Below are 20,375 nucleotides of genomic sequence, written 5' to 3' on the forward strand. Positions count from 1 at the left end.
ATCTGCACGAAGTCGGACCGGGACGAACCCCTGCTCCGACGGGACGCAGATCTCCGACGTCGTGGCGAGGACGAAGCGGAATAGAGCGGATGCCGCGGCGGGTTGTCCGTGGAGATGAGCACTCCGACCTCCGCCCCGGCCCTGTCCGTCCTCGACCTGGTGCCCGTGCGCACGGGTCAGTCGAGCGCACAGGCGGTCGCGGCATCCCTCTCCCTCGTCGAGGCCGCCGACCAGCTCGGCTACCGCCGCTACTGGTTCGCCGAGCACCACAACATGCCCGCCGTGGCATCGACGACCCCGCCGGTGCTCGCCGCCGCGGCCGCGGCGCGCACCTCGCGCATCCGTCTCGGGTCGGGCGGCGTCATGCTGCCGAACCACTCGCCGCTCGTCGTCGCCGAGCAGTTCGCGGCGCTCGAGGCGCTCGCGCCCGGGCGTATCGACCTCGGTCTCGGGCGGGCGCCGGGGTCGGACCCGGTGATCACCCAGCTGCTGCGTCAGAGCGGCACGACGAGCGACGTCGAGCGGTTCCCCGACCATGTGCGCGACATCATCTCGCTGATCGCCCCCGACGGCGCGTCGCTGCGCTTCACGTCGGGCGGCACCTACGACGTGCACGCGACCCCGGCCGCCACCACGACCCCCGAGGTGTGGCTGCTCGGTTCGAGCGACTACTCCGCGCAGCTGGCGGCCGCCCTGGGACTGCCGTACGTCTTCGCGAACCACTTCTCGGGCGAGGGCCTCGAGCGTGCGCTGGAGCTGTACCGCACAGCCTTCCAGCCGTCGGAGACGCTGGCTGCGCCCCGCACCTTCCTTACCGCGAACGTGCTCGTCGCCCCCACGCAGGACGAGGCGGAGGCCCGCGCCCTGCCCAACCTGCGCATGACGGCGCGCCTGCGCACGAACAAGCCGCTCGTCCCGCTCGAGACGGTCGAGTACGCCCTGGCGAACGCGGCGGACTTCGCGGGCCTCGGCGAGACCTTCATGACCTCGGCACGGGCGAAGTGGTTCGTGGGCACGGCCGAGGGCGTGGCATCCGATCTCCGCTCCTTCGCCGCTCGCCACGGCGTCGACGAGGTCATGATCTCGCCGATCGCCGGCGCCTATGAGGAGGAGCCGATGGATGCCGCCCCCGGACGCCTGCAGACCCTCGAGCTGCTGGCCACCGAACTCGGCCTCGGCTGAGCGGGGCGGTGGCACGTCGGGAAGGTGCCGGTCACTCCCGCTCCTCGGGCTCGCCGCTGAGCAGGCCGCGCAGCCAGTCGCGCGCCTCGACGAACACGTCGTCGGCGTAGCGCTCGGGGTAGCGGATGACGGCGCGGTCGGCGCGCGGGTACGAGCCGAGGAACGTCACGCGCGGGCTGAAGCGCCGCAGGCCCAGGAGCGCGTCGGCCATGCGCTCATCCTCGAGGTGCCCGTCGGCGTCGACGACGAAGCGATAGCGGCCGAGCTCGTCGCCGATGGGGCGGGAGGCCAGCAGCGACAGGTTGATGCCGCGAGTGGCGAACTGCTCGAGCATCTCGAGCAGCGCGCCGGGGTGGTCGTCGGGCAGCTCGACGATGAGGGACGTCTTGTCGGCACCGGTCGGGGGCGGCGGCGCGACCGTGCGGCTCACGAGCACGAACCTCGTCACGGCGTTCGGGTTGTCGCCGATGTTCGAGGCGAGAAGCTCGAGCTCGTGGTGCTCGAGGATTCCCGGCGGGGCGATCGCAGCATCCGCATCGCTCGACCCGTCCATCAGCCCCATCGCGCTCGCGACGTTGCTGGCCGCAGGCACGTGCGCATGGGCCGGCAGCGTGCGCGAGAGCCACTGCAGGCACTGCGCGTACGCCACCGGATGGGCGGCGATGAGCGAGACGTCCTCGAGGCGGGCGCCGGGCCGGCCGACCAGCACGAACTCGACGGGAACGAGGTACTCCCCGACGATGCGCAGGCCCGGTACGGTGGCCAGGGCGTCCTGCGCCGTCGACACGCCCCCGTCGACGGAGTTCTCGATGGCGATCATGGCCGCGTCCGAGCGTCCCTCCACCACGTCGGCGAGCGCCTCGCCCACGTTGCGGACGGGCCGCCACTCCTGGGCGCGCGCCTCGGGCACCTGCGCGAGCGCAGCCTCCGTGAACGTGCCGGCGGGCCCCAGGTAGCTGTACGTGCGGCGGACGGGAACGGATGCCTCGGCGCCGGCGAGCTCGGAAGTCACGCGTGTCAGCCTAGCCCGGCGCAAAACTCCACGGATTCGTGGGCGCCCTGCACCGACAGCCGCGGAAACGCGGTGCCGCGGCGTCGCCGCTGACGCAGATCCGTGGAGGTCTGCAGACGGCCCAGGAGACATGCGGCGTCAAGCCCACGACACGGACCCCCGCGACGGGGCAGACTGGGATCCATGACTCGAGCAGGACAGCCCGCCGAAGCATCCGACCTCATCGACATCGATGAGCTGATCGCCGCCTACTACGACGTCGCACCAGATCCGGCGGTGCCCGAGCAGCGCGTCGCGTTCGGCACCAGCGGACACCGCGGCTCTTCGCTGTCGGCGAGCTTCAACGAGACCCACATCCTCGCCACGACGCAGGCGATCGTCGACTACCGCAAGAGCCAGGGCATCGAGGGACCGCTGTTCCTGGGGCGCGACACGCACGGCCTGTCGCTGCCGGCCGAGCGCAGCGCGATCGAGGTCCTGGTGGCCAACGGCATCGACGTGCGCGTCGACTCCCGCGACTCGTGGGTGCCGACGCCGGCGCTGAGTCACGCGATCCTCGCCTACAACCGGGGACGGGATGCCGCCGACCCGGGTCGCGCCGACGGCATCGTGGTGACACCGAGCCACAACCCGCCGCGCGACGGCGGCTTCAAATACAACCCGCCGAACGGCGGCCCCGCCGACACCGATGCCACCGGCTGGATCGCGAACCGGGCGAACGAGCTCATCGCGGCCGGGCTCGACGGCGTCGCGCGCACCCCGTTCAAGGACCTCGACGCCGACACGCTGGGCCAGTATGACTTCCGCGACGCGTACGTCCGCGACCTCGCGAACATCATCGACGTCGAGGCGATCCGCCGCGCGGGTGTGCGCATCGGCGCCGACCCGCTCGGGGGAGCCTCGGTCGAGTACTGGGCGCTCATCGCCGAGGTGCACGGCCTCGAACTCGAAGTCGTCAACCCCGAGGTCGACCCGACGTGGCGCTTCATGACGCTCGACTGGGACGAGAAGATCCGCATGGATCCGTCGTCGCCGTCGGCGATGGCCGGTCTCATCGGCCGCCGCGAGGAGTACGACATCCTCACCGGCAACGACGCCGACGCCGACCGGCACGGCATCGTGACGCCGGACGGCGGCCTCATGAACCCCAACCACTACCTGGCCGTCGCGATCGACTACCTGTATTCGCACCGGCCGGAGTGGCCGACCGATGCCGCGGTGGGGAAGACCCTCGTCAGCTCCATGATCATCGACCGCGTGGCCGATTCCCTCGGGCGGCCGCTGCTCGAGGTCCCGGTCGGCTTCAAGTGGTTCGTGCCCGGGCTTCTGGACGGGTCGGTCGCGTTCGGCGGCGAGGAATCCGCCGGGGCGTCGTTCCTGCGCTTCGACGGCACGGTGTGGACGACCGACAAGGACGGCATCCTGCTGTGCCTCCTGGCATCCGAGATCCTCGCCGTCACCGGCAAGACGCCCTCGCAGCGCTATGCGGAACTCGAGGCGGAGTTCGGGGCCTCGGCCTATCAGCGAGTGGATGCCCCGGCATCACCCGCCCAGAAGGCCGCCCTCGGGAAGCTGGCGCCCGAGGCGGTCACCGCGACCGAGCTCGCCGGCGAGCCGATCACCGCCAAGCTGTCGCACGCGCCGGGCAACGGCGCCGCGATCGGCGGACTCAAGGTGCAGACCGAGCACGCGTGGTTCGCGGCTCGCCCGTCGGGCACCGAGGACGTCTACAAGCTCTACGCCGAGTCGCTCCGCGGCCCCGAGCACCTCGCGCAGGTGCAGGCCGAGGCCCGTGAGGTGGTGTCGCAGGCGCTCGCCGGCGCCTGAACGCCGCGCTGCGCAGACGGAGAGCGCGAACCCGCACGACTTCTCGTGCGGGTTCGCGCTCTTCGTGGGGTCGGCTCCGGGCGTCAGACGCGGCCCACGCCGCGGCGACGCGTGAACAGCACGTAGAGGCCGAGCACGATGATCGCTCCGAGGATCGAGCCGATGATGCCCGCCGGCTGCAGGAAGCCGCCGTTGGGGTCGGCGCCGAAGAGCAGGTAGCCGAGGAATCCGCCGACGAACGAGCCCACGATGCCGAGCACGATCGTCAGCAGGATGCCCATGCTCTGCTTGCCGGGGATGACGGCACGAGCGATGAGGCCGGCGATGAGGCCGATGATGATGAGTCCCAGGATGGTCCAAAGCATGATCTCTCCTTTGTCTCGTGAGCACCGCGGGGGGGGGTTGCGGCGTCTCCGTTGAGATGCCCCGACGCTACCGCTGCTGAGGACTTGCCGTCGGAATCGGCCGAACCCTTGACAGCGCAACCGCCGGGCGGGAAAATCGCGCGCTGCGGCCCGGGTCTCTCTCTCTCTCTCCCCCCCCCCCCCCGCTGAACTCCCCTTCGACAGGTCAACCGGGGTTCTACAGGAGCGAAAGGGCGCGACCCGTCCTGCGGAAGCGGCGTCGACCTGTGCACGCCCGGTGCCTGCGGAAGCCGGATCGACCTGTGCGCGCCGGGTTCACCGGCGGAAGAGGCGGAGGCGGCGCGCGCTGGAAACGAGCCTCCGGGATGGACCGGCAAGCGCTTCCCGACCCCTCGCCGCAACCGGACACAAGCTCTAGACTCTGGCCTGTGAGCGACATCATCGCGCCTGCCCGTGGCGCCGCAACCCTGCACGACGTCGCGCGCGTGGCCGGCGTCTCGCTCGCCACCGCCTCACGCGTACTCAACGGCTCTACGCGCAAAGTCGCCGAAAGCTACCGCGAGCGCGTCGAGGCGGCGGCCGAGAAGCTCGGCTACACCGCCAATCTGTCCGCGCAGGCCACCGCGCGCGGCACCTCCGCGATCGTCGCGCTCCTGGTCGCCGACATCGCCGACCCGTACTTCGGACAGCTCGCATCGGGTGTCGCCCGCGGCGCCGACGAGGCGGGCCTCGTCGTCACCATTGCGATCACCGAACGCGATCCGCAGCGTGAGGTCAAGCTCGTCCATGCGCTGCGCGGCCAGCGTCCGCGCGGACTCATCCTCGCGGCATCCCGCGTGGAGGGCCCCGATGCCGTGGGACTCCAGGGCGAACTCGACGCGTTCTCGCACACGGGCGGGCGTGTCGTCGTGGTCGGTCCCGGAGGCGGCGGGGCACGCTCGGTCGCCGTCGACAATCGCGGCGGCGCGGCGGCGCTCGGCGTCGAGCTCGGGCGCCTGGGCTACCGCGATGCGATCGTGGTCGCCGCATCCGAGGGCATCCGAACGTCGGATGACCGCCTCGACGGCTTCACCGAGGGCTTCGCCTCGGCGGGCGGCACTGTACGCGAGGTGCATCGCGCCGGCTTCACGCGAGACGCCGGCTACGCGGCCGCGTCGGAGCTGCTCGAGAACGACACCGCGCCGGGCACCCTCATCTTCGGCGTCTGCGATGTCGTGGCCATCGGCGTCATGTCGGCCGTCCGCGATGCGGGCCGCCAGGTCGGCGCCGACGTCGCCGTCGCCGGCTTCGACGACATCGCCACGGGCCGCGACATCCGTCCCGGCCTCACCACCGTACGCGTGCCGCTCGAGGATCTCGGCTACCACGCCCTCCGCGCCGCGACGGACGCGGAGTGGGAGGCCGCCGACGAGCCGCCACTGCCGCTCGAGGTGATCGTGCGGGCCAGCACGCCGCCGCGCAGCTGACGCCCGGACCACGCCTGCCACCTCGGCACCCCCACGTCCAGCAAAGGTGTCACCCAGCGCCGCCTCCACCCGCGCAGAACGACCACGCCTGCCACCTCGGCACCCCCACGTCCAGCAAAGGTGTCACCCAGCGCCCCCTCCACCCGCGCAGAACGACCACGCCTGCCACCTCGGCACCCCCACGTCCAGCGAAGGTGTCATCCAGCGCCCCCTCCACCCGCGCAGAACGACCACGCCTGCCACCTCGGCACCCCACGTCCAGCAAAGGTGTCACCCAGCGCCGCCTCCACCCGCGCAGAACGACCACGCCTGCCACCTCGGCACCCCCACGTCCAGCAAAGGTGTCACCCAGCGCCCCCTCCACCCGCGCAGAACGACCACGCCTGCCACCTCGGCACCCCCACGTCCAGCAAAGGTGTCACCCAGCGCCGCCTCCACCCGCGCAGAACGACCACGCCTGCCACCTCGGCACCCCCACGTCCAGCCCGAGCGCCCGGCGCGTCTGGGGCCGGTCGGGGAACGTCGCCGGGTCAGCGGTTGCCGAAGGCGGCAGCGAGCCGGGCTCCGGCCTCCTCCAGCCACCGCACGGCGTCGGTCATCGCGGCGTCGCCCGACCCGGCGAGCTCGGTGAGCGATGCCGTCGCGGCGAAGCCCGAGGTGTCGGCATCGGGTGCGATGCGCCCTGCGACCAGCGACACGGGCACGTTCGCCGCCGCCGCGACCGCCCGCACGTGGGCCGGCACCTTGCCCGCGGCGGACTGACCGTCGTACGAACCCTCCCCGGTGACGACGACGGATGCCGCGGCCACCGCCGCGTCGAGCCCCACAAGCTCCGCCACCGCCGCCGCACCGGGCATCAGTCGGGCGCCCCACGCCAGCAGGCCGAAACCGGTGCCGCCTGCCGCCCCGGCGCCGGCGGAACGCGGGTCCGCATCGAGCAGGCCGGCGAGCCGGGCGAGCCCGGCGTCGAGCATCGCGACGTCGCCGGGTCGGGCTCCCTTCTGCGGCCCGAACACCGCCGCTGCTCCCCGCGGGCCGAGGAGAGGGTTGGTGACGTCGCTCAGCACCGTGACGCCGCCGGGGGGAAGCGGCACGAGCCCGGACAGGTCGGCGTGAGCCACTGTCGCGAGACCACGCGCGCCATCGGCGATGGGTGAGCCCGCGGCATCCGTGAATCGCGCGCCCAGAGCGGTGAGCATGCCGGCGCCGCCGTCGGTCGACGAGCTCGACCCGATGCCCAGCACCAGCCGCGACACGCCGTGGGCGAGGGCGGCGGCGATCGTCTCGCCGAAGCCCCGGGTGTGCGCGTCGAGCGCCCGCAGCCGCGGCGGCGTGCCCAGCAGCTCGATGCCGCTCGTGCCGGCGAGCTCGACGACGGCCGTCTCCTGCGGCGCGTCCGGCGTCGGGGGAAGCAGCACCCAGGTGGCCTCGACCGGCACGCCCTCGGGGCCGGTCACGGTGACCGGCATGCGCCGGGAGCCGCGCACCGCGGTGGCGAAGGCGTCGACCGTGCCCTCGCCGCCGTCGGCCATGGGCAGGAGGCGGATGTCGTCGGCTCCGCGCACCCTCGTCCAGCCCGCGCCGAGCGCAGCCGCGGCGGGCGCCGCTCCGATGGTTCCCTTGAACGAATCGGGCGCCATCACGACGGTGTGTGCCATGGGGTCATTCTCCTCGGGCTGCGTTGGCGCGGCTGCAGCGCGACGCGCGGGGCGGCCCGCGTCTGAGGCGCGGTGCCCGACCGGGCAGAATGGATCGCGGCGCCGCTCGGCGATCGCCCCCACCCGACCCCGACCGACGGAGTGACATGACCTGGCTCGTGACCGGAGGTGCCGGCTACATCGGCGCCCACATCGTCCGCGCGCTCGACGGCGCGGGCCTGACGCCCGTCGTGATCGACGACCTCTCGAGCGGTCACGCCGGCTTCGTGCCCGACGATGTGGCGTTCGTCCAGGGGTCGATCCTTGACGCGGACCTCGTCGAGCGCACCCTCCGTGAGCACGCGGTGGTGGGAGTCATCCACCTCGCCGGCTTCAAGTACGCCGGCGTCTCGGTGCAGCGGCCCCTGCACACGTACGCGCAGAACGTCGAAGGCACGCGCGCGCTCCTCGCCGCGATGGAGGCCGCGGGCGTCGCCAACCTGGTGTTCTCGTCGTCGGCAGCGGTCTACGGCACGCCCGACGTGCCGCTCGTCACCGAGGACCTGCCGAAACGTCCGGCCTCGCCCTACGGCGAGTCGAAGCTCATCGGCGAGTGGCTCATCCGCGACCAGGCGATCGCGACGGCCGAGTCCGCGCATCCGCTCCGTCACACGTCGCTGCGGTACTTCAACGTCGTCGGCTCGGGCGACCCGTCCGTCTACGACAGCAGCCCGCACAACCTGTTCCCCCTGGTGTTCGAAGCCCTGCTCGCCGGCAAGACGCCCCGCATCAACGGCGACGACTACGACACCCCCGACGGCACCAACGTGCGCGACTACGTGCACGTGACCGACATCGCCGCCGCCCACGTCGCCGCCGCCCAGCGCCTGCTCGCGGGCGAGCCGATCCAGCCGGCCTACAACCTCGGCTCGCAGAACGGCCTCAGCGTGCGCGAGATCATGGACGCGATGGCACGGGTCACGGGAATCGACTTCACGCCCGAGATCGCACCCCGCCGGCCGGGCGACCCCGACCGCATCGTGGCGACCGGCGAGCTGGCCGCCCGCGACCTCGACTGGCGGAACCGCTACACCGTCGACGAGATGGTGCGCACCGGCTGGGAAGCCCGCCGCGCCGCCGGCTGACGTCCGGTTCGCGGCGTCTCGTGGCGCTCGTTCCTCGCCCGCTCAACGACCGGGCGACGGAGCCGGCGCGGTGCTGCCGCGCACGACCAGGTGCGTGGGGACCGTCTCGAACGCCACCGTCGCGCCCGCTTCGATCCCCTCGACGAGCACGGCCACCGCGCGACCGCCGAGAGTGTCGAAGTCCTGCCGCACCGTCGTGAGCGGCGGACGGTAGTCCGCGGCATCCGCGACGTCATCGAACCCCACGACGCTCACGTCGCCCGGCACGGCACGGCCGGACTCGGCCACCGCGCGCAGCAGTCCGAGCGCCATCTGGTCGTTCGCCGCGAAGACAGCCGTCGCGCCACCATCCAGGAGAGCGGATGCCGCGGCGAAGCCCGATGCGGACGTCCAGTCTCCGCGCACGAGAGGCGGCGCAGCCGCTCCGGCCTCCGCGAGGGTTTCACGCCAGCCCCGTTCGCGCTCGGCCGCGGCGAACGATCCGGCCGGTCCGGCGAGATGGTGCACGGTCTGGTGACCCAGCGCGAGGAGGTGCTCGACGGCGGAGCGCGCACCCGCGGCGTGGTCGGTCTCGACGATGCTGAAGGGGGGCACCGGGCTGAAGGGGGGCACCGGGCTGAATGGGGGCACCGGGCTGAATGGGGGCACGGGGCTGGACGAGGGCATCGGACCGAAGCGGTCGTCCTGCGGAGCATCCACGACGACGAGCCGTAGTCCGGCCGCCGGAAGATCGGCCTCGCGCACCCGCTCGGTCGCCTCGTTCAGCACGATGGCCCCGTCGACGCCCTGCTCGGCGAGCCGCTCGAAGGCGGTCGCGACGTCGGCGTCGGCGCCGAGCGTCACGACCGTCAGTGCGTAGCCGCGGAGGGCGGCGGCATCCGCCACCGCCTGCAGCATGCGGGAGTTGCCCACCGAGGCCAGCGTCGAGACCACCAGGCCGAGGGTCTGCGTGCGACCGGTGCGCAGCGCGCGGGCGGCGCGGTGCGGACGGTACCCCAGCTCGGCCATCGCGGCCTCCACCCGTGCCCGCGTCGCGGGGTCGACGCGGGGGCTCGCATTGACCACCCGCGAGACCGTCTGGCCCGAGACGCCGGCGCGCGCAGCGACGTGTGCCATCGATACGCGCCTGTCGGTGCTCACCCGCGACCCCTTTCGGCATCTGCCGGCGCCGCAAAACTCCACAGCGCCTCGCCGTGTTGACGATAACATAGCGGACTTGCTAGCGTGTTGACGTGAACATGACTGAGTTCGGCTCCTCCGGGATGTCCGAAGCCCGCACGCTCAGCGCCGGCGTCGTGAAGCGCCCCACCCGCCTCGCCGACGGCCGCGAGCTGATCTACTACGACGACCCCGGCACGACGCTCGGGCCCGACCGCGCCGTCGACGCCCGCGAACTCGCTCCCCGGCCCGAGACCGCGACCATGCGGCGTGACGTGCTGACGGGCGACTGGGTGTCGATCGCCGCGTCGCGCCAGAACCGGGCGTTCCTGCCGCCGGCGCACCTCGATCCGCTGGCGCCGCAGACGCCGACCAACCCGTCGGAGATCCCGTCGGCCTACGACGTCGCCGTCTTCGAGAACAAGTCGCCCTCCTTCGGACCGGCCCTCGCCGTCGCGCACCCCTCGCACCCGGCCGACCCCGCCGACGCCGGGGCGACAGACGGCGCGGCCCTGGTCGCGCCCGAACCTCCGCGCGGCCTCGACGACCTCGTCGCGCCGGGCCTCGGCCGCACGCGCACGAGCGTCGGACGATGCGAGGTCGTGTGCTTCAGCCCCGAGCACGCCGGGTCGTTCGGCTCGCTGACGGCCACCCGCGCCCGCACGGTCATCGAGGCGTGGGCCGACCGCACGGCCGCGCTGTCGGCACTGCCCGGCGTCGAGCAGGTGTTCCCGTTCGAGAACCGCGGCGAGGCCATCGGCGTCACGCTCCCCCACCCCCACGGCCAGATCTACGCGTATCCCTACATCACGCCCCGCACGACGAGCCTCCTCGCGTCGATCGATCGCGAGGGACCCGACCTCTTCGCGCGCATCCTCGAGTTCGAGCGCGCGGGCGAGCGCGTGATCCTGGAGGGCGAGCACTGGACGGCGTTCGTGCCCTTCGCGGCCCGGTGGCCGATCGAGATCCACCTGCTGCCGCACCGGCACGTGGCCGACTTCGCCGAGACCACGCCGGCCGAGCGCGACGAACTCGCGCCGCTGTACCTGCGCCTGCTGCGCGGGGTCGACGCGCTCTACGACTCGGCGACGCCGTACATCGCCGCCTGGCACCAGGCTCCCGTCCACCGCGGGCGCGACACCGCCCGCCTGCACCTGCAGCTCACGTCGCCGCGCCGCGCGGCCGACAAGCTCAAGTTCCTCGCCGGTTCCGAGGCGGCGATGGGCGCCTGGATCGGGGACATTCCGCCCGAGACGGCCGCCGCGAAGCTGCGCGAAGCCGTCGCATCCGTTCCGGAGGAGACCCTGTGACCACCACCGGCACGCGCACGGCCGATGCCGCCCGCGCCCTCTCCGCCACGGCGTACGGGCCGCAGCCCGTGGGCACGTGGTCGGCGCCGGGCCGCGTCAACCTGATCGGCGAGCACACCGACTACAACGACGGCTTCGTGCTGCCCTTCGCGATCCAGCACCGCACGCACGTGGCCCTCGCTCCGCGGCAGGACGCACGCATCCGCGTCGTCTCCCGGTTCCTCCGGTCGTCCGACGGCGACGGGGGCGTCGTGGAGGCGGGGCTGGCCGAGCTGGCCGAGCTCTTCCCCGGCCGGCGCGACGAGGTTCCCGAGTGGGCCCGCTACCCGCTGGGCGTGGCGTGGGCGCTCATCGAGGCCGCGGAAGCCGACCCTCGGTCGGTCACCGGCGTCGACCTGGCGTTCGCATCGGACGTGCCGGTGGGCGCCGGACTCTCGTCGTCCGCCGCCATCGAGGGCGCAACCGCCGTCGCCCTCGCCGAGACGTGGGGCCTCGACCTCGACGGCCCGGCACTCGCGCAGATCGGCCGCCGCGCCGAGAACGAGGCGGTGGGCGCACCGACGGGGATCATGGACCAGATGGCGTCGCTCCTCGGCCGCCCCGACGCGGCGATCTTCCTGGACTGCCGCTCGCTGGAGGCGGAGGTGGTCGACCTGGGCTTCGCGGACGCAGGCCTCGAGCTCCTCGTCATCGACACCGGCGTCAAGCACTCGCACGCCACGGGAGGCTACGGCGAGCGCCGCGCGGCCTGCGAGCGGGCCGCCGCGGCGATGGGCGTCCCGGCGCTGCGCGACGTCGCCGCGGCCGACCTTCCCCGGCTCGCCGGACTCGTCGACGAGGTCACCTTCCGCCGTGCGCGGCACATCGTCACCGAGAACCAGCGCGTGCTCGACACGGTCCGCACGCTCCGCGAGCAGGGCCCCACCGCGATCGGCGACCTCCTGGTCGCGTCGCACGCGTCGATGCGGGACGACTTCGAGATCTCGGTCCCCGAGCTCGACACCGCGGTCGAGGCGGCGCTCGGCGCCGGCGCCGTCGGCGCGCGGATGACGGGGGGCGGCTTCGGCGGCGCCGCGATCGCGCTCGTCTCGCACGACAGCGTGGAGCGAGTCGCCGCCGCCGCACGTGCCGCATTCGAGGCATCCGGGTTCACCGCCCCGACGATTTTCACCGTGACGCCGTCGGCGGGCGCCGCCCGCGATTGACGTCTGCCGGCGTCGCGCGAATGCTCCACACGCGCACGTTCAAGACACTGGCGATGACGGATGCCGCGCCCTAGCGTCGAACGCAGGGCCGCGGCATCCGTTCGCGGCGCAGAAGGAGCGATCGTGGCGTACATCACCGTGGGAACCGAGAACTCGGTCGACGTCGACCTCTATTACACCGACCAGGGAGCGGCCGACGCGCAGCCTGTGGTGCTGATCCACGGCTTCCCGCTGAACGGCGAGTCGTGGGGCAAGCAGCAGGCCGCGCTGCTCGATGCGGGCTACCGCGTGATCGCCTACGACCGCCGCGGGTTCGGGGAGTCGACGAAGGCCGGCTCGGGGTACGACTACGACACGTTCGCCGCCGACCTGCATGCGCTCGTCGAAGACCTCGACCTGCGCGAAGCGGTGCTCGTCGGGTTCTCCATGGGCACCGGCGAGATCGCCCGCTACCTCTCGCGATACGGCAGCGGCCGCATCGCCAAGGTGGCCTTCCTCGGCTCGCTCGAGCCCTATCTGCTGAAGTCCGACGACAACCCCGACGGCGCCGGGCCCCAGGAGTTCTTCGACGGCATCTCGCAGTCCGTCCGCGAAGACCGGTACGCGTTCATCAGGGGGTTCTTCCAGGACTTCTACAACCTCGACGACAACCTCGGCTCGCGCATCTCGCAGGAGGCGCTCGACGCCAGCGTGCGGGTCGCGGATCGCGCCGGCAACACTGCGCTCGCCGCGGCGCCGCTGACGTGGCCGACGGACTTCCGCGCCGACATCCCCGCCATCGATGTGCCTGCGCTCATCCTCCACGGCACCGCCGACAACATCCTGCCCATCGACGTGACGGCACGCCGGTTCAAGGACCTGCTGCCGGACGCCACGTACATCGAGATCGAGGGCGCACCCCACGGCCTGCTCTGGACGCACGGCGCCGAGGTGAACGAGGCGCTCCTCGCCTTCCTCAGGAGCTGACGCCCGCGACGGATGCCCGGGGCTTGCCGTTGCCGGCCCCGGCGCAGACACCTTCCCTATCGGCCGATGAACTTCCGGTTCACGCAGCTCCCACGAGCCCCGCGACCCCGCGAAGCCGTGTGAACCGGAAGTTCATTGCCCCGAAACGAAGACAACGACGCAGCGGCGACTCCCCGCAGCCATGGCATCCGCGAACCAAAACCTTGTGTTGTTTGGTTCACTTCTCTTATGACGGAAGGCGGGACGGGGCGGCGCGGCTCCTACGCGAAAGGCGTCGCCAAGCGCGAGGAGATCCTCGAGCGGGCTCTCGACGTCGTCGCCCGCGAGGGCTATCGCGGTGCATCGGTCAAGGAGATGGCGGATGCCGCCGGCCTCAGTCAGGCCGGACTCCTCCACTACTTCGACAGCAAGGAAGAGCTCTTCACGGAGATCCTCCGCAAGCGCGACGAGCTCGACTCGGCGCGCCTCGGGCTGGGCGGCGATCTCTCCCGGGGTCTCAACGGACCGGCGGATCGCGAGGTACGCGACCTGCGCGCCGATTACCTGAGTGTGATCCGCGGCAACGCCGAGGTCCCCGGTCTCGTACACCTCTTCGCCCGGCTGTCGGTCGACGCCGCAGACCCCGAGCATCCCGCGCACCGGTTCTTCTCCACGCGAGGGCGGAACCTGCGCGGCTTCTTCGCCGCGGTGGTCGCCGAGGGACAGTCCGCGGGCAGGATCACCGACCGCGTCGATGCCGACACGCTGGCGCGCCTGTTCCAGGCCGTCGCCGACGGCATCCAGCTGCAGTGGATGCTCGATCCCGAGGTCGATATGGCAGCGACGGTCGACGCCCTGTTCACCCTGCTCACCTCGGAGGGCAACGCGTGACCGACATCACCGTCGCCACCCGATTCGCGGAGGCCGACACCGTCGCCGGGCGGGTGCGGGGTTCCTGGCGGGGAGAGCCGGGAGCCGGCGGATCGGCGGCGTTCCTCGGCATCCCCTTCGCCAAGGCCCCGGTCGGCGAGCTGCGATTCGCCGCACCGGTGCCGGCGGCGCCGTGGGAAGGCGTGCGCGACGCACTCGAGTTCGGCGCCACGGCGCACCGCGACGCCTCGGGGATCACCCTGATCCCCGAGCCCGCCATTCCCGGCGACTCCACCCTCAACGTCAACGTCTTCACGCCGGCCCCCGGCCGGAACGGCGCGGCGCTGCCGGTGATCGTGTGGATCCACGGCGGCGGCTACATCTCCGGCTCCCCCGCGAGCCCCTGGTACGACGGGCGGGCCTTCACCCGTGACGGGGTCGTGACCGTGACCATCTCGTACCGGCTGGGCTTCGACGGGTTCGGGTGCATCGAGGGCGCCCCGTCGAATCGCGGTGTGCGGGACTGGCTTCTCGCGCTGCAGTGGGTGCAGGACAACATCGCCGAGTTCGGCGGAGACCCGGCGCGCGTCACCATCGCCGGGCAGTCGGCCGGCGGCGGGGCGGTGCTCACGCTGCTCGGGATGCCGGCAGCCCAGCACCTCTTCCACGCCGCCTGGGCGATGTCGGCCGCGCTCGCCGATGTGTCGCAGGAGCGGGCGCGGGCCGCAGCGGAACGACTCGCGGCGCTCGCCGGCGTCACGCCGACCCGCGAGGGGTTCGCATCCGTCTCGGAGCAGACGCTGCACGGCCTGCAGTCGAAGGCCGGCGACCCGGAGCCGGACGACCGCCTCGCCGTCGCCCGCTCGCTGCTCGGCGATGGCCTTCCCTGGGGGCCGAGCGTCGACGGGGAGCTCGTCCCGCGGCCCACGATCGAGTCGCTCCGGGCCGGCGTGGGCGCAGACAAGCCGCTGGTGATCGGCAGCACCGACGACGAGTTCACGATGGTGCTCGACGGCGCCGCCCGGAAGCTCCGGTTCATTCCCGTGGGCATCGCCCTGGCGAAGCTCGGCGTGCCGCGCGCACGCCGCCGCGCCTACCTCGCCGACAACCGTGCGCAGCGCCGGCTGGGCACGGCCGCGATGCTCGGCCGCTATGTGACCGACACGGTCTTCCGGTCGACGGTGGTCCGGGTCGCCGAAGCCCGGGCCACCGGGGCCCAGGTTTCCGCGGGGCCGGGTCACGCCGCGACGTGGGCGTACCGCTTCTCGTGGCCTTCGCCGACGAAGCGCTGGGCGCTGCACTGCCTCGATGTGCCCTTCTGGTTCGACTGCCTCGACGAGCCTCACGTCGCGGCGATCGCCGGCGATGCGCCCCCGCACCGTCTCGCCGCCGCCGTCCACGGCGCAGCCGTCGGGCTCGCCCGCGGCGACGACCCGGGGTGGCGGCCCTGGTCCGACGCGGCCGGCACCACCCGCGTGTTCGGGGGCGCAGCATCCGCCCCCGACGTCATCGCCGACGGCTACCGGAGCGTTCGCGCCCTCGTCTGACCCCGCTCACGCGCCGGGCCCGAAACGCCCGCTCAGGCGAGGGCCGTGATCACCTCGCGCTCGAACAGCTCGATGCCCGAGAGGTCGTAGGCGGCCTCGGGGAAGTAGTGGATCGCGTAGGCGATGCCGTGGCGCTCGCGCTCGGCGAGCCGCTCGACGACCTGCTCCACCGAGCCGAAAGCGGGCGACGTGAGGTAGTCGTGCTCGATCCGGTCGGCCCGCTCCCGGCCGACGTGCGGCAGGAGGCGCTCCTTGACCACGGCGAGGCGCTCGTGGGCCTCGGCCTCGGTCGCGCCGACGATGGTGTTGAAGTTCGACGACCGCGTGATCTCCGAGAAGTCGCGGCCCAGCGCGTCGCAGTGCTCGCGCAGCACCGTGCTCTTGCGGTCGATCTCGTCGAGCGAGCCGGAGTAGTTGGTGTACGAGGCGTACTTCGCGGCGATCTTCAGGGTCACCTTCTCGCCGCCGCCGGCGATCCAGAACGGGATGCCGCCGTCCTGCAGCGGAAGCGGCCGCACGATCGCCCCGTCGACCTGGTAGTGCCTGCCGTCGAGCGTGGCGCGTCCGGTCGTCCAGGCCTGCTGCATGATGTCGACGCCCTCGCGCAGCATCCGGAGCCGCTCCGGCACGGGCGGGAACCCGTACCCGTAGGCCTCCCACTCGTGCTCGTACCATCCGCCGCCGATGCCCATCTCGGTGCGTCCCCCCGAGACGATATCGACGGTCGCGGCGACCTTGGCGAGATAGGCCGGGTTGCGGTAGCCCATGCACGTGCACATCTGGCCGAGCCGGATGCGGCTGGTCGAGGCGGCGAAGGCGGCCATCAGGGTCCACGCCTCGTGGGTCGCCTCATCCGAGTGGACCGGCGTCGTGTGGAAGTGGTCGTAGACCCAGAGGGACTCCCACACGCCGGCGTCGGCGCGCTGTGCGAGACCGTTCATCACCTCCCAGTGGTCCGCGGGCTCGATGCCGACGAGATCGAATCGCCAGCCTTGGGGGATGAAGGTTCCGAAGCGCATGATCCCCACCCTAGAGCGGGTGACGGATGCCCCGGCTCGGCGTGACGCAGGCTTGTCGGCGCGTCGGGGAAGGCGTATTAGCGGCGCTCACGCCCCGGGGTCGGGGAGGACGCGGGCGTGCGGCATCCGTTCCCTCATCACCGCGATCGCCTCGGGGTTGTGGTCCACCAGCACGGCGTCGCGGCCGAGCGCCGAGGCGACCGCGCCGGTGGTGCCGCTTCCCGCGAAGAAGTCGAGAACTCGATCGCCCGGGCGCGACGACGCCTGCACGATGCGCCGGAGGATGCCCTCCGGCTTCTGCGTCGGGTACCCGGTCTTCTCGCGACCGGTCGTCGGCACGATGGTGTGCCACCAGACGTCGGTGGGGAGCTTGCCGCGCTCGGCCTTCTCGGGCGTGACGAGCCCCGGAGCCATGTAGGGCTCGCGGTCGACGGCATCCGAATCGAACCAGTACGCCTTCGGGTTCTTCACGTAGACGAGGATCGTGTCGTGCTTGGTCGGCCAGCGCTTACGGGTCTTTGCGCCGTAGTCGTAGGCCCAGATGAGCTCGTTGAGGAACCTGTCGCGGCCGACGAGGGCATCCATCAGCACCTTGGCGTAGTGCGCCTCGCGGTAATCGAGATGGAGGTAGAGGGTGCCGTCGTCGGCGAGGAGCCGCCATGCTTCGAGCAGCCGCGGCTCGAGAAAGCCCCAGTAGTCGTCGAACCGGTCGTCGTACGCGCGCAGGTCGCCGCGGATGCGCTGGTACTCACGACCGTGGAAGCCGCGCCGGATGACGCCGGCGGGGCCGATCCCGCCGCCACCCTGCGCGTAACTCAGGCGCTCTCCGCCCGCGGTCGGTGCCGCGGCGTGAGATTGCGGGGTCTCCGTCGGGGCGGGCTTGCGGTCTGCCTGAGTTGCGAGCCTCTCGACGGCGGCGGCGGGTGAGGGATGCCGCGACCGCGCGGTCTCGAGAGCCCGCTCCTGCGTGCGGCCGGTGTTGAAGGGCGGATCGAGGTAGATGAGGGTGAACGAGGCGTCCGGGAAGGAGCGGATGACCTCGAGGTTGTCGCCGGCGTGGATCTCGACCGACCCTGCGCCGGACCCTGCGCCGTCGGACTCGCCGGGCTGCGCGGCGGGCGCGCCGTCGGTCACGGGACGCGGCGGAGCCATGCGTCGGTCGCGAACTTCGACTCGACGAGCGCTTCGGCCTCGGCGTACTCGTCGTCGGTGATGCTTCCGGGAACCGCGCCGTAGAGGTTCGCGAAGGTCTCCTCCAGCTTGGCGATGATGGCCTCGCGCGGCAGGCCCGTCTGGCGCCGCAGCGGGTCGACCCGCTTGGCGGCCGAGGTGGTGCCCTTGTCGCTCAGCTTCTCGCGGCCGATGCGCAGCACCTGGGTCATCACCTCGCCGTCCATGTCGTAGCTGAGGGTGGCGTGGTGCAGCACTCCCCCGTTGGCGAGGCGCTTCTGCGCGGCGCCTCCGATCTTGCCCTGCGGCGACGCGATGTCGTTGAGCGGCTGGTAGGTGGCCTCGATGCCGAGCGCACGCAGAGCCTGCAGCACCCAGTCGTCGAGGAAGGCATAGGAGTCTGCGAACGTGAGCCCCTGGACGAGGGATGCCGGCACGTACAGCGAGTACGTGACGATCGAGTTGGCGCCCATGAGCATGGCACCACCGCCCGAGATGCGGCGCACGACGTCGTACCCGTGCGCCGCGGCCCCGTCGGGGTCGACCTCGTTGCGCAGCGACTGGAACGAGCCGATCACGACGGCGTTCTCGTCCCATTCCCAGATGCGCAGGGTCGGGCGTCGGCGCCCGTCGCCCACGCGGCCGGTGAGCACCTCGTCGAGCGCGAGGTTCATGCGCGGTGAGACAGGCTTGTCGTGCACGATCTCCCAGTCGAAGTCGCGCCAGCCGGGGGCCGTGACGAGCGCCCGGCGAACCGCGGTGCCGACGGCCTCGGGAGTGAAGCCGAGCAACTGCGCCCCCTCGGGCAGCGCCGAGCGCACGGCGGCGGCGATCGCGGCGACATCCGCCTCGACCGGGAGCCCGTTCACGGCGGCGTCGATGTCGGCGAGCGCGTCGTCCGGCTCGAGGAAGAAGTCGCCCGCGAGGCGGAAGTCGGCGATGCGGCCGTCGCGCTCCTCGAGGTCGACGACCACGAGCTTTCCCCCGGGCACCTTGTATTCGCCGTGCATGCGTTCAGCCTATTGGGCGGGTGCGGGTGCGGCGGGTGCGGGCGGCCGCCCGCGGCTCCGGGAGATCAGGTCAGCTTCGCACCGGGATGTGCTTGTCGAGCCACGCCAGCAGGTCGGCGCGCACCTCGGCCTGCATGACCTCGTTGAAGATCTCGTGCCGTGCACCCGGGTAGACGAGCGTCGTCACGTCGGTGAACCCCGACCGCGTGCGGTAGGCGTCGGCGAGCCGGTGCACGCTGCGCGGTCCGCCGACGGTGTCGTCACGACCGACCATGAGGAGGGTCGGGATGTCGCGGCCGAGGTTGCGGCGGGGCAGACCGTACAGGCGCAGCGAGTCGAGCACGCCGATCAGCTTGATCGGATCCTCGCTGGTCGTGAGGGGGTCGTCGAGGAAGGCGCGTCCCACCGTGAGGTCGCTCGAGAGCCACTCGGTTCCCATGGCGTCGGGACCGGCCCACGGCTTGTTCAGGCCGTGCGTGTGGATGGACCCCGGCATGCGGAGGGCGGTGCCGGTGAGGATCAGCCCGTCGTAGGCGTCGGGGTGGTCGTTCACGAGCATCTGCGCGAGCACCGACCCGCCGGAGTGGCCGAGCAGCACGAGCGGCAGCCCGGGGTTCTCGGCGCGGATCTGCTCGGTGAACTGCCACATCGTGGCGAGCGCTGCCCTCAGCCCGCCGGGCCCGAGGTGTCCCAGGAGTGCGACGTCGCCCTTGTGCTGCTCCATGCCGGTGCGGCCGTGGCCCCGGTGGTCGGCGGCCCACACGGCGTAGCCGTCGGCGGCGAGCGCGTCGATCAGCGCGACGTAGCGCCCCGCATGCTCGCCCACGCCATGCAGCAGCTGCACGACTCCCCGCGGCTCGGTCTTCGCCGGATGGACGTCGAAGAAGATCGTGATGCCGTGCGCGTCGATGAACTCGGGCATGCGCAGAAGTCTATGGGTGACGGATGCCGGCACCCGGCGCGAGCGCGGGGAAAACGGCATCCGATTTTCTTTAGCAAAACTAATGAGCTATGCTAAGTAACCGGATGAAGAGCAGCGAAGAGACCTTGACGACAGAGCCCGGTGTGAACGCCGGCGCCCACCACGACCTCTCCCCTGCCGCCTCCCGGCTGCGCATCGCCACGTTCCGCCTCGCGCGCCGCATGCGCACGCAGCGCGCGGTCGATTCGATGAGCGACGGTCAGTTCGCGGTGCTCGCGGCTCTCAAGGTGCACGGTCCGCACACGCTCGGCGACCTCGCGGAGCGCGAACGCGTCTCGGCGCCCTCGATGAACCGCACGGTCAACTGCCTGCAGGACTCGGGCTACATCGTGCGCGGCGCGGACGAGAACGACGGCCGCAAGGTGGTGATCTCGCTGACGCCCGAGGGTGAGGCGGTCGTCGAGGAGACCGCCCGCCGGCGCGATGCGTGGGTCGAGGCATCCTTGGCCGAGCTCACTCCGGCCGAGCGGGCGACGCTCGACGCCGCCGCCCAGATCATGGAACGGATGGTCGCCCGATGAGCGC

The 20,375-nt window shown here is 72.1% G+C and carries 18 protein-coding genes; 10 read left to right on the top strand and 8 right to left on the bottom strand.

Annotated elements, in window-relative coordinates; all coding sequences use genetic code 11:
• Positions 1-114 precede the first annotated feature (114 nt).
• A complete protein-coding gene (locus ACN9MP_RS16775) occupies positions 115-1,182 on the top strand; it encodes an LLM class flavin-dependent oxidoreductase (RefSeq protein ID WP_426322068.1) in 1,068 nt (355 codons plus the stop codon).
• 31 nt (positions 1,183-1,213) lie between these two features.
• Here ACN9MP_RS16775 and pheA read toward each other — a convergent pair whose 3' ends face one another.
• Positions 1,214-2,194, bottom strand: a complete 981-nt coding sequence (pheA, locus tag ACN9MP_RS16780) for a prephenate dehydratase (protein WP_426322069.1) — start codon at positions 2,192-2,194, stop codon at positions 1,214-1,216.
• A gap of 183 nt (positions 2,195-2,377) precedes the next feature.
• On the opposite strand from pheA, the gene pgm reads away from it, so the two are divergent.
• On the top strand, positions 2,378-4,021 hold the full coding sequence (gene pgm, locus ACN9MP_RS16785) for a phosphoglucomutase (alpha-D-glucose-1,6-bisphosphate-dependent) (RefSeq protein ID WP_426322070.1): 1,644 nt from the start codon (positions 2,378-2,380) through the stop codon (positions 4,019-4,021).
• A gap of 83 nt (positions 4,022-4,104) precedes the next feature.
• On the opposite strand, the gene ACN9MP_RS16790 is transcribed toward pgm, so the two are convergent.
• Entirely contained in the window at positions 4,105-4,386 is a 282-nt protein-coding gene (locus ACN9MP_RS16790; protein WP_426322072.1) for a GlsB/YeaQ/YmgE family stress response membrane protein, read from the bottom strand.
• Between the two features lie 428 nt (positions 4,387-4,814).
• Here ACN9MP_RS16790 and ACN9MP_RS16795 point away from each other — a divergent pair, with 428 nt between their 5' ends.
• Positions 4,815-5,852 carry a LacI family DNA-binding transcriptional regulator gene (locus tag ACN9MP_RS16795; protein WP_426322074.1) on the top strand — a complete coding sequence of 346 codons (1,038 nt, stop codon included), beginning with the start codon at positions 4,815-4,817 and terminating at the stop codon, positions 5,850-5,852.
• A 530-nt stretch (positions 5,853-6,382) separates the two neighbouring features.
• Here ACN9MP_RS16795 and ACN9MP_RS16800 read toward each other — a convergent pair.
• A complete protein-coding gene (locus ACN9MP_RS16800) occupies positions 6,383-7,510 on the bottom strand; it encodes a glycerate kinase (protein WP_426322076.1) in 1,128 nt (375 codons plus the stop codon).
• 146 nt (positions 7,511-7,656) lie between these two features.
• Between ACN9MP_RS16800 and galE the strand changes: the two genes are divergently transcribed.
• A complete protein-coding gene (gene galE / locus ACN9MP_RS16805) occupies positions 7,657-8,634 on the top strand; it encodes a UDP-glucose 4-epimerase GalE (RefSeq protein WP_426322078.1) in 978 nt (325 codons plus the stop codon).
• Positions 8,635-8,676: 42 nt separating this feature from the next.
• Here the strand turns inward: galE and ACN9MP_RS16810 are convergent, their stop codons facing one another.
• Positions 8,677-9,750 carry a LacI family DNA-binding transcriptional regulator gene (locus ACN9MP_RS16810; protein WP_426326085.1) on the bottom strand — a complete coding sequence of 358 codons (1,074 nt, stop codon included), beginning with the start codon at positions 9,748-9,750 and terminating at the stop codon, positions 8,677-8,679.
• A gap of 122 nt (positions 9,751-9,872) precedes the next feature.
• Between ACN9MP_RS16810 and galT the strand changes: the two genes are divergently transcribed.
• The 5 genes from galT to ACN9MP_RS16835 all read left to right on the top strand — a co-directional run bounded on the left by galT (position 9,873) and on the right by ACN9MP_RS16835 (position 15,669).
• The gene (galT, locus tag ACN9MP_RS16815; RefSeq protein ID WP_426326086.1) at positions 9,873-11,102 is read left to right on the top strand and encodes a galactose-1-phosphate uridylyltransferase; all 1,230 of its coding nucleotides are present in this window, start codon (positions 9,873-9,875) and stop codon (positions 11,100-11,102) included.
• A complete protein-coding gene (gene galK, locus ACN9MP_RS16820; RefSeq protein WP_426322079.1) occupies positions 11,099-12,307 on the top strand; it encodes a galactokinase in 1,209 nt (402 codons plus the stop codon). The genes galT and galK overlap by 4 nt, the downstream gene beginning before the upstream one ends.
• Before the next feature lie 123 nt (positions 12,308-12,430).
• Positions 12,431-13,273, top strand: coding sequence for an alpha/beta fold hydrolase (locus tag ACN9MP_RS16825; protein ID WP_426322080.1), 843 nt, complete (start codon positions 12,431-12,433; stop codon positions 13,271-13,273).
• Between the two features lie 228 nt (positions 13,274-13,501).
• Positions 13,502-14,143, top strand: coding sequence for a TetR/AcrR family transcriptional regulator (locus ACN9MP_RS16830; protein ID WP_426322082.1), 642 nt, complete (start codon positions 13,502-13,504; stop codon positions 14,141-14,143).
• A complete protein-coding gene (locus tag ACN9MP_RS16835) occupies positions 14,140-15,669 on the top strand; it encodes a carboxylesterase/lipase family protein (RefSeq protein WP_426322084.1) in 1,530 nt (509 codons plus the stop codon). Before ACN9MP_RS16830 ends, ACN9MP_RS16835 begins: the two co-directional genes overlap by 4 nt.
• Positions 15,670-15,701: 32 nt before the next feature.
• Here ACN9MP_RS16835 and ACN9MP_RS16840 read toward each other — a convergent pair whose 3' ends face one another.
• The 4 genes from ACN9MP_RS16840 to ACN9MP_RS16855 form a co-directional block, all read right to left on the bottom strand.
• On the bottom strand, positions 15,702-16,688 hold the full coding sequence (locus ACN9MP_RS16840; RefSeq protein WP_426322085.1) for an LLM class F420-dependent oxidoreductase: 987 nt from the start codon (positions 16,686-16,688) through the stop codon (positions 15,702-15,704).
• A gap of 87 nt (positions 16,689-16,775) precedes the next feature.
• Positions 16,776-17,840, bottom strand: coding sequence for a DNA-methyltransferase (locus ACN9MP_RS16845; protein WP_426322087.1), 1,065 nt, complete (start codon positions 17,838-17,840; stop codon positions 16,776-16,778).
• A complete protein-coding gene (locus ACN9MP_RS16850) occupies positions 17,819-18,868 on the bottom strand; it encodes a lipoate--protein ligase family protein (protein WP_426322088.1) in 1,050 nt (349 codons plus the stop codon). The genes ACN9MP_RS16845 and ACN9MP_RS16850 overlap by 22 nt, the downstream gene beginning before the upstream one ends.
• Positions 18,869-18,938: 70 nt before the next feature.
• On the bottom strand, positions 18,939-19,790 hold the full coding sequence (locus tag ACN9MP_RS16855) for an alpha/beta hydrolase (protein ID WP_426322090.1): 852 nt from the start codon (positions 19,788-19,790) through the stop codon (positions 18,939-18,941).
• A 104-nt stretch (positions 19,791-19,894) separates the two neighbouring features.
• Between ACN9MP_RS16855 and ACN9MP_RS16860 the strand changes: the two genes are divergently transcribed.
• Positions 19,895-20,371 (top strand): MarR family winged helix-turn-helix transcriptional regulator, encoded by a 477-nt coding sequence (locus tag ACN9MP_RS16860; RefSeq protein WP_426322092.1) that lies wholly within the window; start codon positions 19,895-19,897, stop codon positions 20,369-20,371.
• The last annotated feature ends 4 nt before the right edge of the window (positions 20,372-20,375 follow it).

The organism is Microbacterium sp. E-13 (assembly GCF_049912955.1).
Taxonomy (GTDB): domain Bacteria; phylum Actinomycetota; class Actinomycetes; order Actinomycetales; family Microbacteriaceae; genus Microbacterium.

What these genes read in the sequence shown, in the direction of transcription:
- ACN9MP_RS16775 (WP_426322068.1), top strand. Translation starts at nt 115, where the DNA reads ATGAGCACTCCGACCTCCGCCCCGGCCCTGTCCGTCCTCGACCTGGTG.
- pgm (WP_426322070.1), top strand. Translation starts at nt 2,378, where the DNA reads ATGACTCGAGCAGGACAGCCCGCCGAAGCATCCGACCTCATCGACATC.
- ACN9MP_RS16790 (WP_426322072.1), bottom strand. Translation starts at nt 4,386, where the DNA reads ATGCTTTGGACCATCCTGGGACTCATCATCATCGGCCTCATCGCCGGC.
- ACN9MP_RS16800 (WP_426322076.1), bottom strand. Translation starts at nt 7,510, where the DNA reads ATGGCACACACCGTCGTGATGGCGCCCGATTCGTTCAAGGGAACCATC.
- galE (WP_426322078.1), top strand. Translation starts at nt 7,657, where the DNA reads ATGACCTGGCTCGTGACCGGAGGTGCCGGCTACATCGGCGCCCACATC.
- ACN9MP_RS16810 (WP_426326085.1), bottom strand. Translation starts at nt 9,750, where the DNA reads ATGGCACACGTCGCTGCGCGCGCCGGCGTCTCGGGCCAGACGGTCTCG.
- galT (WP_426326086.1), top strand. Translation starts at nt 9,873, where the DNA reads ATGACTGAGTTCGGCTCCTCCGGGATGTCCGAAGCCCGCACGCTCAGC.
- ACN9MP_RS16830 (WP_426322082.1), top strand. Translation starts at nt 13,502, where the DNA reads ATGACGGAAGGCGGGACGGGGCGGCGCGGCTCCTACGCGAAAGGCGTC.
- ACN9MP_RS16840 (WP_426322085.1), bottom strand. Translation starts at nt 16,688, where the DNA reads ATGCGCTTCGGAACCTTCATCCCCCAAGGCTGGCGATTCGATCTCGTC.
- ACN9MP_RS16845 (WP_426322087.1), bottom strand. Translation starts at nt 17,840, where the DNA reads ATGGCTCCGCCGCGTCCCGTGACCGACGGCGCGCCCGCCGCGCAGCCC.
- ACN9MP_RS16850 (WP_426322088.1), bottom strand. Translation starts at nt 18,868, where the DNA reads ATGCACGGCGAATACAAGGTGCCCGGGGGAAAGCTCGTGGTCGTCGAC.
- ACN9MP_RS16855 (WP_426322090.1), bottom strand. Translation starts at nt 19,790, where the DNA reads ATGCCCGAGTTCATCGACGCGCACGGCATCACGATCTTCTTCGACGTC.
- ACN9MP_RS16860 (WP_426322092.1), top strand. Translation starts at nt 19,895, where the DNA reads ATGAAGAGCAGCGAAGAGACCTTGACGACAGAGCCCGGTGTGAACGCC.